This is a genomic window from Halorientalis litorea, assembly GCF_023028225.1.
Taxonomy (GTDB): domain Archaea; phylum Halobacteriota; class Halobacteria; order Halobacteriales; family Haloarculaceae; genus Halorientalis; species Halorientalis litorea.
This window is the reverse complement of sequence record NZ_CP095482.1, coordinates 461,558-478,828: the sequence shown is the minus strand read 5'-3', so window position 1 is coordinate 478,828 and position 17,271 is coordinate 461,558. Positions and strand designations below refer to the sequence as shown.

The following is a 17,271-nucleotide window of genomic DNA, read 5'->3' as shown; positions in this document are numbered from 1 at the left end:
CGACGGTTCCGTCTCGCCGGCCACCACAGAACTGGTCGCTGGGAGGATTTCCGTCGAGTGACCGCCCGGCAAACCGTTATGTTACCCCCGTCGGAGGGTACGTCGTATGACTATCCGCGACAACATCGACTTCGACGGCGACACCGGCATCGTCGTCGGCGGTGCGTCCGGCATCGGACGGGAGATAGCCGACCAGTTCGCGCGCCTCGGCGGCAACGTCGTCGTCGCGGACATCGACACCGACGGTGGCGAGGCGGCGGCGGCCGATCTCGACGGCACCGAGGGAGCGAGCGCGCGGTTCGTCGAGACGGACGCGTCCGCGTACGCCGACTGTACGGAGATGGTCGCCGCCGCCCGCGACGCATTCGGGAGCGTCGACGCCGTGTTCAACTGCGTTTCCCCGCGCGTGGCGTCACTCTCGGAGCGGTCCAAACCGTTCGCCGAGAGCGACCCGAGCGAGTGGGACCCGTACTGGAACGTCGTCCTCCGCGGCGCGGCGAACGTCACCCACGCCGCCCTGCAACCGATGCTCGAACAGGAGTCGGGGGCAATCGTCAACTTCGTCTCGGAGTCGTACAAGGGCCACGACCAACACCTCTCGATGTACGCCGCGACGAAGGCGGGCGTCGCTACCCTCACGAAAGTCGTCTCCAAGGAAGTCGGTCCCGACGGGGTTCGGGTCAACGCCGTCTCGCCCGGCACGACGAAAACCGAGTACACCGCCGACTTCGTGGACCAGTACGGCGACCGTATCGCGGAACAGTACCCGATGGGCCGACTCGGAACGCCAGCAGACCAGGCCCACGCCGCACTCTTCCTGTGTAGCGACGCCGCCGCGTGGATAACGGGACAGACACTCAGCGTCAGCGGCGGCTACCTCTGAGCGGCGACTCGTCCCGCACCGGGGGGCGACTCCGCCCGGACCCGGCCACGCAGTGCCGCCCGTCACGAAATATGACGATTGATATGTATGATGAGATGACTAGTTCGAGTTGGCAATACAGTCACAACAGTTTTTGATGGCCTTGCCGTTGATTTTCGTGGTCGCTCAATGGACGCTCCTCCCTTTCCCGTCGACGACGACGATTTCTACCGCACGCTCGTTCAGAACGCTTCGGAAGGGATGTTGACGATTGACGAGAACAGCCGAATAATCCACGCCAACCCGGCAATCGAGGAGATTCTGGGCTACTCGCCGGACGAACTCGTCGGGAGTTCGAAGATGAAGATAATTCCCGAACGGTTGCAACCGGTCCACGCCGACGCACTGGCGACCTACATCGAATCCGGCGACAGGAGTATCGACTGGGACGGCATCGAACTCCCCACCTTGCACAAGGACGGCCACGAAGTGCCGACGCTCATCAGCCTCCGCGAACACCACCACGACGGTGAACGGCTCTTTACCGGTATCGTCCGGGACATCAGCGAACGTAAACAGCAGGAGGAGACCCTCCAGCAACAGCGGGACCGACTGGACCAGTTCGCGGACATCCTCGCACACGACATCAAGAATCCGCTCTCGGTCGCACTCGGGTACACAGAAATAGCACAGGACAAACACGATGTAGCGGAACTGGACGAAATCGAGGTCGCCCTGCACCGTATTGAGACCCTCATCGACGACGTTCTCTCGCTCTCGAAAGTCGGCGACGTCATCGGTGACACCGCCCCGGTGAACGTCACCGAAACCGTGTGGGACGCTTGGGAAAACACGGACACGGGCGACGCGACGCTGGCAGTCGAGTCGAGTCTCGGCCAGATAGCGGCGGACCGAACCCGCTTCGTGGAACTGCTCGGGAACCTCTTTCGGAACAGCGTCGAGCATAGCACGACGGACGACCAGACGGCGGGCGAAGGCCAGCACGCCGGTGTGACCGTCGAAGTCGGACCGCTCCCCGACGGGAGCGGGTTCTACGTCGCCGACGACGGTCCCGGTATCCGCGAGGCGGACCGCGAGACCGTTCTCGAACACGGGTACTCGACCCGCGACGGAGGGACCGGGTACGGGCTCTCCATCGTCACACAAATCGCCGAGGCACACGGCTGGTCCGTCACCGTCTCCGAGAGCGACAGCGGCGGTGCGCGGTTCGAGTTCGGCGGCGTCGACTTCGTGTAACGCTCGGCGTCTCCCGTGGGTGGGCAGAGAGTGCGACGACGACGGAGAAAAACAGGCCGCGCTACCTCGACATTACCAGAACTTCAGGTTGTTCTTGACGGCTTCCCGCTTGAGTTCTTGGATGTGTTCGGTCAGCGGGATGTCCTTCGGACACACCTCGGTGCAGGAGAACTGGGTCTGACAGCGCCAGACACCGTGCTCCTGTTCGATGATGTTCAGGCGGTGTTGCTTCATGTTCTCGCCCTCGCGTTCGTCCATCGCGAAGCGGTAGGCCTTGTTGATGGCCGCGGGGCCGAGATACTGGTTGTCGCCGGCCGCGATGTTACACGAGGACATGCAGGCACCGCACCAGATGCACCGCGTCGACATCTTGACTTTCTCGCGGTTCTCGCGGGACTGGCGTTGTTCCTCAAGTTCGCCGTCCGGGAGTTCGTCGGCGTCGAAGTACGGTTCGACGGACTCCATCTGGTCGTAGAAGTGTTCCATGTCCACGACGAGGTCCTTGACGACCTCTTGGTGGGGGAGCGGTTCGATGCGGACCGGGTCGTCGAGGTCGACGAGTTGAGTCTTACACCCGAGTCGCTGCTTCCCGTTGACGAACAGCGCGTCCGAGCCACAGATGGCCTGCCGGCAGGAGTGCCGGAAGGTCAGCGTCGAGTCGAAGTGGTCCCGGGCGTAGATGAGCGCGTCGAGGACGGTCATCCCCTTGAAGAAGGGTACCTCGAACGTGTCGAACCGGGGTTCCTCCTTGCCCTTGACCTCGGGGTCGTAGCGGAACACCTTGATGGTCCGCGTCTCGTCGGCGTCGTCGAGTTCGGACTTCGCCTCCCGCTCTAAGTCTCGGCTGGCGGCCCGCTGGCGTTTGTCCTCCATCCGCCGCTGCTGGGCGGCCGACTCGGCGGACTGTTCGGTCTCCTGTGCTTCCTCCTGTTTCTCGATTCCAGTACTCATTGATTAGAACCCTGCCATGACGACGGCGGTTCGGATACCCTGTGCGACGAGGACGACGCTCGCGGCTATCAGCACCCACTTGACGACTCGCTTCTGCGTCCCGTCGATGCCTTGGTTTATCAGCGCGTTGTAGACGCCGTTGACGCCGTGGAACGTCGCAGTTACGAGGAACGCGACCATCGTCCCGAAGTAGCCGACCTGTTGCATCCGGGCCTGCGTGCCCATGAAGCTGATTTCGGCGGCGTGGTTGACGAAGTGCAACAGCATGAAGTGGAACGCGAGGACGCCGATGAGGAACACCGCCGTGAGCCGCTGGAGGAACCAGCGTTTGCCCTTGTGCTCGAACGAGGAGTAGTGTTCGGCCATCTCAGAACGCCCCCGCGGTGAACGTCGGGACGCTCGCCACGACGATAGCGCCCGAGATGACGAGCGACGCGTAGAAACTCTTGTCCTGTGCTTCCAGTCCGACGCCGAGGTCAACGAACAGGAGCCGAACCCCGTTGAGGATGTGGAACACGGCGACGGCCAACAGTCCAACCTCCAGCACCCGGACGATTGCGAGTGCTTCTAGCCCCCGCAGCGTCTCGGTGTACGTGGTGGGGCCAGCAGTGGCGGTACTCAACACGGCGATGTGGGTGAACAGGTAGCCCACGAGCACCCAGCCGGTGAACTTGTGGAATATCCAGGCCCACATTCCGGCCGAGAACTCGCGCCACCGGCCGAAGTCCTCGACGGTGCCCCGGTCGTACGACTGACTCATAGTGTTCGAGGCCAAGAACCGGGAGTGTATAGTAGTTTCTACCTCGCTCCCTCGATTCCCGATTTCGACCGTTCTCCCGGCGTGTGTGGCACTCGACAGCCACCTCTGTGACTGCACACCGTCCCCAGCAGGCCAGTACGGTTATGCCCCTCCACTGTCAGCCCACCAGTATGCAGCGTCGACTGCTCGCACTGGTGGCGGTCGGGGTGGTGGTGCTTTCGGCAGGGTGTGGGTTCCTGCTGGGACTGGAGTCGCTGACGTTCAGTTCCTCGCCGATAGCCGTCTCGGACCAAGCGGTGCAGGAAACCGGGTACGAGGAGGCGGCAGTGGGCCCACAGAACGAGTCGGTGATGTTCTCCGTGTTCGGACAGAACCGAACCGTCGAGGTCACGAACCACGTCGGGCGGTACGAGCGGTCGGTCGACCTCGGTCCGCTCGGGTCACAGCGTGCCGCGACGTTCGTCGCGCTCTCCAGCCCGGAAATCGAAGTCGCCGGGAACACGGTCAACCCCATCCAAAACATCTCCGACGGGGAGATACTGGAGCGAGTCGGCGCACGGTACGAGTCGGTCTCCGTCGAGGAACAGACCGGTACGCGAACGGCCGAATCGCTCGGTAACTCCCGCACGCTGACTCGGTTCAACGGCACCGCGACGGTCGAGGGGACCGGGATTCCCGTCTTCCTCGAAACCGCCCGGTTCAAACACGGGAGCGACTACGTCGTCGTCGTCGCCGTCTACCCGCAGGACGTACCGGGCGAGGCCGAACGCGTCGGAACGCTGTTCGCCGGCCTCGACCACACCGCCGACACCGAGGACGACGGGTAGGTGTCGGCACGGGGATTGACAGATGCCGGGTCAGGACTCGCGCATTCCCTGCGTTCGTTCGACGGCCCGGCGCGTCTTCGCGTCCAGTTCTACCAGATGGCAGATGGGGTTGCCGGGGTAGACGAGCGGGTTCTCGAGGACGCCGACGAGGAGACCGGTGAAGGGCGCGCGGAGTGCCTCCGACTCGGCTTTGAACGGGTTGGTGATGGTGCAGATGTGGTCGTCCTCGTAGACGAGCGAGCCCTGTTCGTAGTGCATGTCGACGAGACCACCGGCCCCCGCCCGGAGCCACGTCTTCTCGTCGCCGTTCTCGCCGTCGATGACCGTCCGCCACCCGGGCCAGTGTACCGTCTCGGTTGGCAAGAGGTCGTACTCGGCGAGGACGCTCTCGACGCCGTCGAGCGCGCTGTCGATGAGAGCACGCTGGAACCGATGGGCCTCGCCCATCTCGACGGTTATCGTCGGGACGCCCGCGGCGGTGGCTTCCTTGCGGAGTGCCCCGTCCGGCCCCTCGCCCGCGATGACGACGTTCGACGCGAACGCCTTCGCGAGGCGCGCGACTTCGGGGTCTGCCATCTCGGCGCGGACGTGAAGCATGTTCGTCCGCCCCCGCGTCGACGTGTGAAAGTCGATACCGAAGTCACAGGGTTCGACGAACTCCTCGAAGATGCGCGCGGCCATCCGCTTTGCACTCGTCGACTCCCTGTTGCCCGGGAACGATCGGTTGAGGTCACGGTCGTAGATGGGGAGGTACCGCTCTTGGGCCATGAACCCCGGCGCGTTCAACACCGGGAGGCAGACGAGCGTTCCCGCCAGTTTGTCGTGGTTCCACTCGTGTGCGACTTCCCGGACCACCTCGATACCGTTGAGTTCGTCGCCGTGAACGGCGGCACTGAGAAACACCGTCGGTCCCGGTCGCTCGCTGTTGATGACGGTGACGGGGATGCGAATCGGGTCGCCGAAGTACGTCTCGCTGATTGGGTGGCGGATGTTCACCGTCTCGCCAGGCGAGACGACTCCGCCGCTGTACGTGAACGCCTCGGCGTCGGCCATGCCACGCTCTCGGCGCGGGTCGTATAAAAACGTACAGTCGATTCGACGGCAGTCACCGCGAGTTCTATCCGCTCTCCGGTGGTATACACCTATGCGTGAATCCGACGCTGTCACCGTCGGCGTGCTGAGTCTCCACAGCAGCAAGGAGACGAAGGCGATTCTGAACGCCGTCGACGACCCCGGACACGGAACCGAGTGGCTCCGCACCGAGAACATCGCCGTCGACATCCGTGACGGGCGGGCGACGCTCGAACCCGACGTTGATGTCGTAGCGAACCGCCTCCTGCTCTCGAACGTCGACGTGACGCGCCGTGCCGACGAACGCGGCGGCGACCGGACGGAAGCCGACGCCGAAGAGTGAGTCACCCCTCGACGACTTCGGCCACGCTCTCCGTGATGTCTTCTCCGACCCGCCAGAGGTAGAGGCTGGCGTAACTCCGGTACGGTCGCCACCGCTCGGCTCGCTCGACCATCGCCGGCCGCGTGAGGTCGGCGTCGAACAGCGTCTCCATCCCCTTCCGAATCCCGAGGTCACCGACCGGGAACACGTCCGCACGTCCGAGCGAGAAGAGCAGTTGCATGTTCGCGGTCCACTCACCGACGCCGGTCACGTCCGTCAACTCCGCTCGCGCCTCGTCGTCGTCCATGTCCGCGAAGAATTCCGTCGACCAGCCGCGCTCCTCGAAGGCCGTTGCCACGGTTCTGACGTATCGGGCCTTCTGCCGGGAGAGACCCGCCTCGCGCAACGTCGCCTCGTCCGTGGCCAGCATCGCCGCCGGCGTCGGGTCGACCGCCTCGAACAGCCGTTCTCGGGTAGCCGCCGCCGAGGCCATCGACACCTGTTGGCGAAGGATAGAGACGACGAACCGTCGGTAAAAGTCGTCCGCTGGCTCGATAGTCAGCGGTCCGTGTGCCTCGACGAGCGGGCCGAGGTAGTCGTCGTCCCGAAGCGTCGCGATGGCGTCCTCGCTCATCGACTTCATCTCGGTCTCGCCGGGTTTCAACGCATCGCTCCCCGTCTCGACCGGTCGCTCGGGCCGTGTCAGCGATGGCTATCGTCGTCTCGGCGGCGACGCCGCTAGGTACGGACCGGACCTGTCCAGTGCCTCGCTAGACGTTGCGGTCACAGTCGACAGAAATCCTGCCGGTCCAGAGTCTTCGTCACGCTGTCGCCTCCGACCGGCGACCGACGAGGTAGGTCAAGACCGACTGTCGTGGCCTAGAACACTACGGACGGCTATTATACAGCCCTATTCACCGGTGGGCCACACAGGCACTCGTATGTCAGACCAGCGAGGCTCGGGTGGCCGCGCGGCCAGCCGCCGTTCGTTCATGCAGGGTATCGGAGCGGCAGGCGCAGGATTGTTCGGCGGGACCGGTGTGGCACAGGCCGCGCCCGCCCTGCCACCGGGCGTGAGTAACGCGTACTACGTGTATCGGACCGAGGACGGGTACGCCGGCGGCGGCCGGTACGAGGTACTTGACGCTCGCGAGAACGAGACGGTGTTCACCACGAGCGGCGGACAGAACGCCCACGAAGCGTTTCAGGCCGCGTTCGACCGGGTGGAGGACGGCGGCACCGTCGTGGCCAGCGGCGACACCTTCCGCTTCAGCGGGCCGGCGACGATGGGGGCGGATACCGCGCTGGTGGGCCAACACGGCACCCGCTTCGTCGTCACGCCGCAGGGTCGCCGAGACAGCCCGTTCCCGGGTCCCAACCAGACCAACCCGCTAGTGGTCGGTCACGACCTGATTCGAGTCCGCGGAGACAACACTGCGGTGACGGGCATCACCTTCGACGCGAACGGTGCGGAACTGGGGTGTCACGCCATCCAAGCCGACGAGGTGACCGGGCTGACCATCGCGAACAACCGCACCGTCGACGGGTTCGAGATGGCTATCTCCTTCTCGGGGTGTCAGTACGTCCTCGCGCGTAACAACGTCGTCCTCGACCCCAACTGGTACGGAATCACGTCACGGGCGGCCACCGACGGACTCGACCTCAAGCGGTCGACGGACGTGACCATCATCGGCAACCGCGTCGCCGGGATGAAGTTCAACAACATCGCCCCATACAACGTGAGCAACTTCACCGTGATGGGCAACGTCGTCTACGACGGCGGCCACAGCCTCATCGCGTGCTCGCCGGCCCAACAGGGTGCAATCGTCGGGAACGTCTGCCGGAACCTCAACCGCTTCGGCGGCGACCCCGGGGGCGAGGCGGGTCTCGAAATCGAGTACAAAGAAACCCACCTCACCGACGCGGTTGCGGGCACGCCCGAAGCCACGTCCTACGACATCACCATCGCGAACAACCACGTCGAGAACTGTCAGGTCGGCTTTATCGCACGGACGGTCCCCGCCGACCCAGACCGGACGTCGTCCCGGGAAGAGGACCGCCCGTACAACTTCACCGTCACCGGGAACGCGTTCAACGACTGCCCGACTGCCATCCGGCTTCGGTCGGGCGACTCGGCGGTGGTCGGGACCAACGCCATCCGTAACGCGGAGACGGCCATCGACCTCGACGACACGTACACGCAGAACGTCGAGCAAGGACTGAACGCGACGCGCTGACCACGCTCCGTTTTTTCAGCCGACACGACTGCACACGACTGACGGGCACCGCTCACGCATCGTGTGCGGTTTCGACGACACAGTCAGTGAGCCGGTGGGTCAACAGTCAGCGAGCCAGTGGGTCGGTTCGCTCTCGGACTCCCGCTCTGGCTGTGGGTCGCTGGACTCGCCCGTCACTTCGGCGGGGACGCCCTTCGCCGTCGCGCCCGCCGGTACCGACTCGGCGACGACGGACCCCGCACCCACCGTCGCACTCTCGCCGACCGTGATGTCGCCGAGCAACGTCGCGTTCGCACCGAGCGTCGCACAGTCCTCGACGGTCGGATGGCGTTTCTCCCGACGCATCGAGTCGCCGCCGAGCGTGACGCCGTGGTACATCAACACGTCGTCACCGATGTCGGCCGTCTCGCCGACGACGACGCCCTGTCCGTGGTCGATGAACAGGCGGCGACCGATGGTCGCCGCAGGGTGAATCTCGACGCCGGTCAGAAAGCGAGCGACCTCCGAGAGGGCCCGCGCCGCGAGTCGGTGGTCGCTGTTCCAGAGGGCGTGTGCGACGCGGTACAGCCAGACCGCGTGCAGGCCGGGGTAGAGCAGGAACACCTCGAGCGCGCTCTTCGCCGCGGGGTCTTTGGCGAGTGCGGTGCGAACGTCTTCGACGATGTGGGTGCGAATCGTGTCGAGTCGGTCGAACATTGTGGATTGGGAGTGTGGGGACAGTCTGGAGACGGGACGAGACTGAAACGGGAACGAGAATCAGCGACAACGACCGGCCAGTCGGGACTGGCTGACGAGCGACCGTCGGTGCGTCGTCGTGCGGACGGACATACCCAGTGCTTGCGGACCGTCCTACATAAACGCAGGGATAGAGCGGACCCGCTTAGAAGCCCTTGCCGAGCAGTTCGCGGGCGACGATGTTCTTCTGAATCTCGGTGGTCCCCTCGTAAATCTGGAGAATCTTGGCGTCACGGTAGAACCGCTCCACGTCGAAGTCGTTGACGTAGCCGGCACCGCCGTGGATCTGGACAGCCTCGTTTGCCACGTCGACGGCGACGCGGGAGGCGTACTCCTTGGCCATCGACGCCAGTTTCGTAATCTGGGTGTCTTGGTCCACCGACCACGCGGCCTTGTAGGTCAGGTTCCGCGCCGCCTCGATTTCGGTGAACATCTCGGCGAGTTTGTGCTGGATGGCTTGGAACTCCGAAATCGGCTGGCCGAACTGCTCGCGCTCCTGTGCGTACTCCAGTGCGCGCTCGGCCGCGCCGCGTGCGAGGCCGACACCCTGTGCGGCGACGCCGGTCCGGGTGTCGTCGAAGAACTGCATCTGCTGGAGGAAACCCATGCCGGGGTTGCCGACGAGGTTCTCCTCGGGCACGCGCACGTCGTCGAAGATGAGTTCCGCCGTGTCCGAGGCACGAATACCGAGTTTGCCGGTAATCTTGTCGGCTTGGAAGCCGTCGCGGTCGGACTCGACGATAATCTGGGAGAAGCCGTTGTAGCGGCCCTCGGCCTCGGGGTCGGTCTGACAGAGGACGACGAAGAAGTCACCCACCGACCCGTTGGTAATCCACATCTTGTTGCCGTTGATGACGTACTCGTCGCCGTCCTTCTCGGCCTGCGTCGAGATGGACGAAACGTCGGACCCGGTGTCCGGTTCCGAGATGGCCGCGCCCATCACGGCCTCGCCGGTGGCGATGGGTTCGAGGAACTCCTCTTTCTGGTCTTCGGTCCCGAACTCCATGATGGCGTCGGCACCGAACGAGGCCGACTGGAGACACAGCGCGATACCGGGGTCGACGGCGAACATCTCTTCGGAGATGATGGCCGCTTCGAGCATCGAGTAGCCGGCACCGCCGTACTCGACGGGAATCTGGGCACCGGTCATGCCCATCTCGGCGGCTTTCTGCATGATCTCTTCGGGATACTTCTCTTCTGCGTCGTACTCGGTTGCGACATCCCGAACCTCGTTCTCGAAGAAGCGGCGCACTTCGCTCCGAATCTGCTCTTGCTCTTCCGTTATCTCGAAGTCCATGACTATCCAATCCAAAGGAGTATAGCTATAATACTTCTTTGCAATCTCGACACGGCCCGTGGAAAGTAGTTTATAATCGACCCAACAGGTTACAGGGTTACCGCCGGCACGGCTGGCCGGGGTCGAGGCCCCCGCAGTTCAGAAGCCCTTGCCGAGCAGTTCGCGGGCGATGATGTTCTTCTGAATCTCGGTGGTCCCCTCGTAGATTTGGGTAATCTTGGCGTCGCGATAGAACCGCTCGACGGGGAAGTCGTCGACGTAGCCGGCACCGCCGTGAATCTGGACGGCTTCCTGCGTCACGTCGACGGCGACGCGGGAGGCGTACTCCTTGGCCATCGACGCCAGTTTCGTAATCTGCTCGCCCTCGTCGACACTCCAGGCACCCTTGTAGGTCAGGTTGCGGGCGGCTTCGATGTCGGTGTACATCTCGGCGAGTTTGTGCTGGATGGCCTGGAACTCCGAAATCGGCTGGCCGAACTGCTCGCGCTCCTGTGCGTACTCTAGGGCGGCGTCGGCGGCACCCTTCGCGATACCGACGCCCTGTGCGGCGACGCCGACACGCGTCGCGTCGAAGAACTGCATCTGCTGGAGGAAACCCATGCCGGGGTTGCCGACGAGGTTCTCCTCGGGCACGCGCACGTCGTCGAAGATGAGTTCCGCCGTGTCCGAGGCACGAATACCGAGTTTGCCGGTAATCTTGTCGGCTTGGAAGCCGTCGCGGTCGGACTCGACGATAATCTGGGAGAAGCCGTTGTAACGGCCCTCGGCCTCGGGGTCGGTCTGACAGAGAACGACGAAGAAGTCGCCGACGGTGCCGTTCGATATCCACATCTTGTTGCCGTTGATGACGTACTCGTCGCCGTCCTTCTCGGCCTGCGTCGAGATGGACGAAACGTCGGACCCGGTGTCCGGCTCCGAGATGGCGGCCCCGGACACCTTCTCACCGCGGGCGACGGGCGCGAGGAACTCCTCTTTCTGGTCTTCGGTCCCGAACTCCATGATGGCCTCCGTCCCGAACGAGGAGGCGGCGATGCAGAACCCGATGCCGGGGTCGATGGCGAACAGTTCCTCGGCGACGGCCACCGTCTCGAGGACGGAGTAGCCGGCACCGCCGTACTCGACGGGAATCTGCGGGCCGAGCAGTCCCATCTCGGCGGCCTTGTCGACGACCTCGTGGGGGTATTTTTCTTCCCGGTCGTACTCGGTTGCGACCGGCGTTATCTCGTTCTCGCCGAACCGGCGCACTTCTTTGCGAATCTGTTCCACCTCGTCGGGCATACTGAAATCCATACCCCCGAATGCGGACACCACTATCATAATGGTTTGTAATCCACGAACAACGTGCTGGCCGTTTCCGGACCTCTCTCGGAGGATTTCGCCGGGGTTCGGTGCCCGCCGTCACGACAGCACGACAGTCTCGCTCAGCCACTCCGGTGACGCGTGAACCGGCCGCTTTCGGCTGGTTCCGGCCTTGCTGCGGAAAGAAAAACGTTGAAAGCAGTTCACGGAGTGTGTTACAACGACGACTTATGGAACTTGAAGACATCGAGACCATCGCGGTACTCGGGGCCGGGAACATGGGCCACGGTATCGCGGAGGTCGCTGCACTCGCCGGATACGACGTTCGACTGCGCGACATCAAAGAGGAGTTCGTACAGAGCGGCTACGAGGACATCGAGTGGAGCCTCGAAAAACTCGCCGAGAAAGACCAGATAACCGACGAGGAAGCCGAGGCCGCACTGGACAGCGTGACACCGCTCGTCGACATGTCCGAGGCCGTCGGCAGTGCCGATGTCATCATCGAGGCCGTCCCCGAGAAGATGGACATCAAAAAGGACGTGTACGCGGAGGTCGAGGAGGCCGCACCCGACCACGCCATCTTCGCGACGAACACGTCCTCGCTGTCGATTACGGAACTCTCGGAGGTCTCGGACCGCCCCGAGCAGTTCTGTGGCATGCACTTTTTCAACCCGCCGATTCGGATGCAGTTGGTCGAGGTCATCTACGGCGGCCACACTGCCGACGAGACGGTCGAGACCATCGAGGCACTCGCCGAGGACTTCGGCAAGACCCCGGTCCGCGTCCGCAAGGACTCGCCGGGCTTCATCGTCAACCGCATCCTCGTCCCGCTGATGAACGAGGCCTGCTGGATGCTCTCCGACGACGTGGCTACCGTCGAGGAGATCGACTCCACGACGAAGTACCACATGGGCCTGCCGATGGGGAGTTTCGAGCTGGCGGACATGACCGGCATCGACATCTCCTATCACGTGCTGGAGTACATGAACGAGGTGCTCGGTGACGAGTACGAACCGGCCCCGGTGATGGTCGAGATGGTCGAGAACGACGAACTCGGCCAGAAGACCGGCAAGGGCTTCTACGACTACGAGGACGGCGACGGTGCCGACGTGCCGACCGACGAGTACAGCGAGGAGGTCGAGGAGCGACTGAACGCGACGCTGGCCAAGGAGATAGCCAACCTCGTCGGCGACGGCGTGGCTCCGCCCGAGGACATCGACGAGGCCGTGATGATGGGTGCTGGGTTCCCGCAGGGTCCCGTCAAGACAGTCGACGAGTACGGCGTCGGGCAGTGCCTCGACAAACTCGAATCGCTGTTCGAGGAGACCGGTGCGGCCCGCTACGAACCGCCGGAGTACCTCGAAGAAGCCGTCGAGGAGGGCGGCTTCTACGGTGGCGACGACGAGGAAGACGAGGGACCGGACTTCGAGGTTATCGCTCTCGAACGCATCGACGTGGACGTGCCCGAAGGCCACAACGAGAAGCAGGTCGGCCACATCAAGATAGACCGACCCCACCGGATGAACACCATCAGCCTCGACGTGCTCGGTGAACTAGACGAGGCCCTCGACATCCTCGAAGCGGAGGAACAGGTCCGGTCCATCCTCATCACGGGCGAGGGTGACAAGGCGTTCTCCGCCGGGGCCGACGTGCAGTCCATGGCGACGAGCGCAGACCCGCTCTCGGCACAGGAACTCTCGAGCGAGGGGCAGGCGACCTTCGGCCGTCTGGAGGAGACGCCCATGCCCGTCGTCGCGGGCATCGACGGCTTCTGTCTCGGCGGCGGCATGGAACTCTCGATATGTACCGACATCCGCATCGCCTCCGAACGCTCCGAGTTCGGGCAGCCGGAACTCGACCTCGGCCTCCTGCCGGGATGGGGCGGTACCCAGCGGCTCGCCAACGTCATCGGCGAGGGTCCCGCCAAGGAAATCATCATGACCGCCGAGCGGTACGACGCCGAAGAGATGGAAGACTTCGGCTTCCTCCGTGACGTGGTGTCGAAGGACGACCTCTTCGACGAGGCCTACGAACTGGCCGCGGACCTCGCACAGGGGCCGCCGGTCGCCCAGAAGATGACCAAACGCGCCATGCTGAAGGGCCGCGACGACACCGAGGCCGGTCTCGAAGTCGAATCCCAGGCCTTCGGCCACCTCATCGGCACGGACGACGTGATGGAGGGCATGACGGCCTTCATGGGCGATACCGAGCCCGATTTTGAAGGCCAGTGACGGAAAAATCGGGCGAGCGTCGGTAGACCGCAGGTCTACCGGAACCGAACCCGACTTCGAAGGGAACTGAACACCCGAAACAGCCGTCAGCAACCGTGCTGACGGACGTGAACCGGCGGTCGAGGCTGGCACCGGTCGGCGGGTAGCGGGTTCCCGTCTCTCGATTGCCCGCCTCGTGACACACTCACACCGCCGCTCCGAAAAGCAGGGTTTATTAATGGACACCTCCCAGACACAGATGCGCACCGTTGGTGTAGTCCGGCCAATCATCTTGGCCTTTCGGTGTCGAAAGTCTGACACGAAGGCTCCGGCAGAAGACAGCCGAGGACCAGGGTTCAAATCCCTGACGGTGCATTCCTGTGGCAATTCCTCTCCGAGCTACCGCTGTCTCGCTTGATTTGAACCCTGCCAGTCGCGCACAGCGAAGCGAGCACGTCTGGCTCCGGTTCAAATCCCTGACGGTGCATTCCTGTGGTGACTAATCGTGACTGAGCGGCGCGACTCTCGGTTCGAACCACGTTAGTTTGTGCTACCACCGATTCCCCGACTACGTTCTAGTGTGGGTCGGTAACCGCTGGCAGGAACCCGGGCGAACGATTCACTCGACTGAACGCTTGAAAAAGGTGTAAACGACCATTGTATATTTATGGATAGATGCGAATAGCAGGTAGCATGGCATCGTCTGACAGCGTGGCGGAGTGGCGGGAAGCGGAGCGGGAGTACGAAGATGAGGTGATAGGACACAACACCATCCCCGAACTGTTCGAGGAAACTGTCGAACGAAACGCCGAGAGGGCGGCACAGAAGTACAAAGGTGGTATCTATTCGCGGTCGCTGACGCCGGATATCGTGCCGGAACCGGACGCGGATGAGTACACCACTATTACCTACGAGCGAATGGGGGACATCGTCCGTCGGCTCTCGACTGGGTTCCGCGAACTCGGCGTCGAGAACGGCGACCGCGTCGGTCTCATGTCGAACACCCGGATGGAGTGGGCACTGAGTGACTTCGGGATTCTCGGGGCCGGTGGTGCCGTCAGTACGATTTACACCGAGTCCTCGCCGAAACAGTGCAAGTACTTGCTGAACAACCCCGGTGCCGACGGGGTCGTGGTCGAGAACGAGTACCTGCTCGACCGAATCATCAAAGTCGAGGAAGAACTCAGTCTGGACTTCGTGGTCGTCATCGACGGACTCGACGAGTACGACGACGTGCCCGACATCTACACGCTCGCGGACGTGTACCAGATGGGCGACGAAGCGTTCGACGAGGAGACGTACCGCTCTCGTATCGCGGACATCGACAGCCACGGCCTCGCGAGCCTCATCTACACCTCGGGGACGACGGGCAAGCCGAAAGGGGTCAAACTGACCCACCGGAACTTCCGAGCGAACATCAATCAGCTCCGCAAACGAGTTGGTCCGCGCCCGGACAAGGACCCGGACACGCCAGCCCTGACAGCCGGGAAGACGACGATTTCGTTCCTCCCGTTGGCACACGTCTTCGAGCGGACGGCGGGACACTTCCTGCAGTTCGCGTCCGGCCTCACCGTGGGGTACGCCGAGAGCCCCGACACGGTCAGCGAGGACATCAAGAAAATCAAACCCAACGGCGGAGCGAGCGTCCCGCGCGTCTACGAACGCATCTTCGAGCAGATGCGCGAGCAGGCCAGCGGGTCGGACCTCAAGGAACGAATCTTCGACTGGGCCGTCGATATCGGGCGACAGTACAGCGAAACGGACAACCCGTCGCTCGGCCTCAAGGCGAAGCGGTCCATCGCGAACCTGCTCGTGTTCCGGTCGGTCAAGGAGGAACTCGGCGGGAACGTCGAACTGTTCGTCAGCGGTGGTGGGAGCCTCAGCGTAGACCTCTCGCGCCTGTTCGATGGCATGGGACTTCCCATCTACGAGGGGTACGGCCTCACCGAGGCGTCGCCAGTCGTCACCTCGAACCCCCCAGAGGACCTCCGCATCGGGACCCTCGGTCCGCCGCTGCCGGATGTCGACATCCGAATCGACGAGTCGAAGGTGAACCAAGAGCAGTTCGAGGACGCCGAGGGTACGGTCGGGGAACTCCTCATCAAGGGGCCGAACGTCACCGAAGGCTACTGGGAGATGCCCGAGAAGACCGACGAGGCGTTCACCGACGACGGCTTCTTCAGGACCGGCGACATCGTCGGGCGTGTCGAGGACGACTACCTCGTCTACCACGACCGGCTGAAGAACCTGCTCGTGTTGGACACCGGCAAGAACGTCGCGCCGGAACCCATCGAAGACGAGTTCTCCACGTCCTCGCGCGTCGACCAGATTATGGTGATGGGTGACGACGAGAAGTTCATCAGCGCGCTCATCGTCCCGAACTTCGACGCCATCGAACGGTGGGCGGAGAACCGCAACATCGAGCTACCGGACACGCGCGAGGAAATCTGTGAGGACGAACGCGTCCGCGAGTGGGTCGACGAGGACGTACAACTCGCGAACCGCAACGTCGAGAAACACGAGACCATCAAGGAGTTCGAGTTGGTCCACATCGAGTGGATGCCGGAGAACGACCTGTTGACGCCCTCGCTGAAGAAAAAGCGGCGCAACATCATGTCCGAGTTCGAGGACAAAGTCGAGAAGATATACCGAGGCGAAGCCGCCACGGCAGACGACTGAGCGCGGCAAGCGGTTCTGTTTTCGACCGCCCTACCGCATCAGTGCCGACAGGACCCGCGACTCCGCCTTGCGGAGGTGCTCGTCGACGGTACTCGGGGCACAGCCGAGCGCGTCGGAAATGTCCTCGTGGGTCGTCTGGCGTGGTATCTCGTAGTACCCTTCCTCGATGGCCGTCTCGAACACTTCGTGCTGGCGGTCGGTCAGGACCGAGAGGATATCTTCGCGGTCGGGTGAGTACTGCCCCGCCTGCTCGACGGCGAACCGAACGCCGTCGGGTGTCTCTTCGAGGGCCTTCCGGAGCATCTCGTGTGTCCCGACGATAGTGGTTCGGAGGCCGCCCTGGTCGGTGAAGGTCAACGGGGTGTCGATGATGAGGGCGTACTTCTGTGCGAGGGCCATCAGACTCCCGGCGGGTTGCCCCGGCGGAACGTGGAGGTAGAGGTGAAACCTGTCGTCCTGAACGTCGAGCACGTCCCACGCGAGGACCGCTGGACTGTCGTCGATAGCCGCTGTCAGGGTTTCGTGGTCGCCGAACAACCGGTAGAGGAGGACACCAGTCCCGTCTCCGAGCGCGTTGACGTGCATCAGCGCGTCCCGACGTACGTCTGGATGGTCGGCGATGACTTTATCGGCGGGATGGATTGCCCCGTCGTCCGGCGAGATGGTGAAGTCGAAATACCTCATGTAACAAGGGTCAGATGAGTTACTGTGCTGTGGTACCTTCTACATAGGGGACATTATGTGTTTCGGCGGATAGATTGACC

Annotated in this window: 15 protein-coding genes, 1 tRNA gene and 1 pseudogene; 8 read left to right on the top strand and 9 right to left on the bottom strand. The window is 63.4% G+C overall.

The window, feature by feature from the left end:
- The first annotated feature begins 106 nt into the window (after window positions 1-106).
- Both MUG95_RS02605 and MUG95_RS02600 read left to right on the top strand, forming a co-directional pair.
- Window positions 107-883, top strand: a complete 777-nt coding sequence (locus tag MUG95_RS02605; protein WP_247009517.1) for an SDR family NAD(P)-dependent oxidoreductase — start codon at window positions 107-109, stop codon at window positions 881-883.
- 168 nt (window positions 884-1,051) lie between these two features.
- Window positions 1,052-2,119 carry a two-component system sensor histidine kinase NtrB gene (locus tag MUG95_RS02600; RefSeq protein ID WP_247009516.1) on the top strand — a complete coding sequence of 356 codons (1,068 nt, stop codon included), beginning with the start codon at window positions 1,052-1,054 and terminating at the stop codon, window positions 2,117-2,119.
- Between the two features lie 72 nt (window positions 2,120-2,191).
- Here MUG95_RS02600 and MUG95_RS02595 read toward each other — a convergent pair whose 3' ends face one another.
- The 3 genes from MUG95_RS02595 to sdhC are packed head-to-tail and all read right to left on the bottom strand — an operon-like array spanning window position 2,192 to window position 3,830.
- Entirely contained in the window at window positions 2,192-3,070 is an 879-nt protein-coding gene (locus tag MUG95_RS02595) for a succinate dehydrogenase/fumarate reductase iron-sulfur subunit (protein WP_247009515.1), read from the bottom strand.
- A 3-nt stretch (window positions 3,071-3,073) separates the two neighbouring features.
- On the bottom strand, window positions 3,074-3,436 hold the full coding sequence (locus tag MUG95_RS02590; protein WP_247009514.1) for a succinate dehydrogenase hydrophobic membrane anchor subunit: 363 nt from the start codon (window positions 3,434-3,436) through the stop codon (window positions 3,074-3,076).
- 1 nt (window position 3,437) lies between these two features.
- Complete coding sequence (sdhC, locus tag MUG95_RS02585) at window positions 3,438-3,830, bottom strand: succinate dehydrogenase, cytochrome b556 subunit (protein WP_247009513.1); 393 nt, start codon at window positions 3,828-3,830, stop codon at window positions 3,438-3,440.
- A 170-nt stretch (window positions 3,831-4,000) separates the two neighbouring features.
- Here sdhC and MUG95_RS02580 point away from each other — a divergent pair, with 170 nt between their 5' ends.
- Window positions 4,001-4,657, top strand: coding sequence for a DUF6517 family protein (locus MUG95_RS02580; RefSeq protein ID WP_247009512.1), 657 nt, complete (start codon window positions 4,001-4,003; stop codon window positions 4,655-4,657).
- Window positions 4,658-4,687: 30 nt separating this feature from the next.
- On the opposite strand, the gene MUG95_RS02575 is transcribed toward MUG95_RS02580, so the two are convergent.
- The gene (locus MUG95_RS02575; RefSeq protein ID WP_247009511.1) at window positions 4,688-5,710 is read right to left on the bottom strand and encodes a succinylglutamate desuccinylase/aspartoacylase family protein; all 1,023 of its coding nucleotides are present in this window, start codon (window positions 5,708-5,710) and stop codon (window positions 4,688-4,690) included.
- Window positions 5,711-5,801: 91 nt separating this feature from the next.
- Here MUG95_RS02575 and MUG95_RS02570 point away from each other — a divergent pair.
- Window positions 5,802-6,038, top strand: a pseudogene (locus MUG95_RS02570) (RimK/LysX family protein); the annotation flags it as partial.
- 34 nt (window positions 6,039-6,072) lie between these two features.
- On the opposite strand, the gene MUG95_RS02565 reads toward MUG95_RS02570, so the two are convergent.
- Complete coding sequence (locus MUG95_RS02565) at window positions 6,073-6,684, bottom strand: DNA-3-methyladenine glycosylase family protein (RefSeq protein WP_247009510.1); 612 nt, start codon at window positions 6,682-6,684, stop codon at window positions 6,073-6,075.
- Between the two features lie 307 nt (window positions 6,685-6,991).
- On the opposite strand from MUG95_RS02565, the gene MUG95_RS02560 reads away from it, so the two are divergent.
- Window positions 6,992-8,287: a twin-arginine translocation signal domain-containing protein gene (locus MUG95_RS02560; RefSeq protein ID WP_247009509.1), complete on the top strand. Its 1,296-nt coding sequence runs from the start codon at window positions 6,992-6,994 to the stop codon at window positions 8,285-8,287.
- Between the two features lie 99 nt (window positions 8,288-8,386).
- Here the strand turns inward: MUG95_RS02560 and cysE are convergent, their stop codons facing one another.
- The 3 genes from cysE to MUG95_RS02545 all read right to left on the bottom strand — a co-directional run bounded on the left by cysE (window position 8,387) and on the right by MUG95_RS02545 (window position 11,609).
- A complete protein-coding gene (gene cysE, locus MUG95_RS02555) occupies window positions 8,387-8,983 on the bottom strand; it encodes a serine O-acetyltransferase (protein WP_247009508.1) in 597 nt (198 codons plus the stop codon).
- Window positions 8,984-9,167: 184 nt separating this feature from the next.
- Entirely contained in the window at window positions 9,168-10,319 is a 1,152-nt protein-coding gene (locus MUG95_RS02550; RefSeq protein WP_247009507.1) for an acyl-CoA dehydrogenase family protein, read from the bottom strand.
- A 138-nt stretch (window positions 10,320-10,457) separates the two neighbouring features.
- Window positions 10,458-11,609: an acyl-CoA dehydrogenase family protein gene (locus tag MUG95_RS02545; protein ID WP_247009506.1), complete on the bottom strand. Its 1,152-nt coding sequence runs from the start codon at window positions 11,607-11,609 to the stop codon at window positions 10,458-10,460.
- Between the two features lie 239 nt (window positions 11,610-11,848).
- Between MUG95_RS02545 and MUG95_RS02540 the strand changes: the two genes are divergently transcribed.
- The 3 genes from MUG95_RS02540 to MUG95_RS02530 all read left to right on the top strand — a co-directional run bounded on the left by MUG95_RS02540 (window position 11,849) and on the right by MUG95_RS02530 (window position 16,507).
- A complete protein-coding gene (locus MUG95_RS02540; RefSeq protein ID WP_247009505.1) occupies window positions 11,849-13,849 on the top strand; it encodes a 3-hydroxyacyl-CoA dehydrogenase/enoyl-CoA hydratase family protein in 2,001 nt (666 codons plus the stop codon).
- Window positions 13,850-14,091: 242 nt separating this feature from the next.
- Window positions 14,092-14,203: transfer RNA gene (locus tag MUG95_RS02535), tRNA-Glu, on the top strand.
- A gap of 318 nt (window positions 14,204-14,521) precedes the next feature.
- A complete protein-coding gene (locus MUG95_RS02530) occupies window positions 14,522-16,507 on the top strand; it encodes an AMP-dependent synthetase/ligase (protein ID WP_247009504.1) in 1,986 nt (661 codons plus the stop codon).
- A 30-nt stretch (window positions 16,508-16,537) separates the two neighbouring features.
- On the opposite strand, the gene MUG95_RS17080 is transcribed toward MUG95_RS02530, so the two are convergent.
- Window positions 16,538-17,191 (bottom strand): helix-turn-helix domain-containing protein, encoded by a 654-nt coding sequence (locus MUG95_RS17080; RefSeq protein WP_247009503.1) that lies wholly within the window; start codon window positions 17,189-17,191, stop codon window positions 16,538-16,540.
- Between the last annotated feature and the right edge of the window lie 80 nt (window positions 17,192-17,271).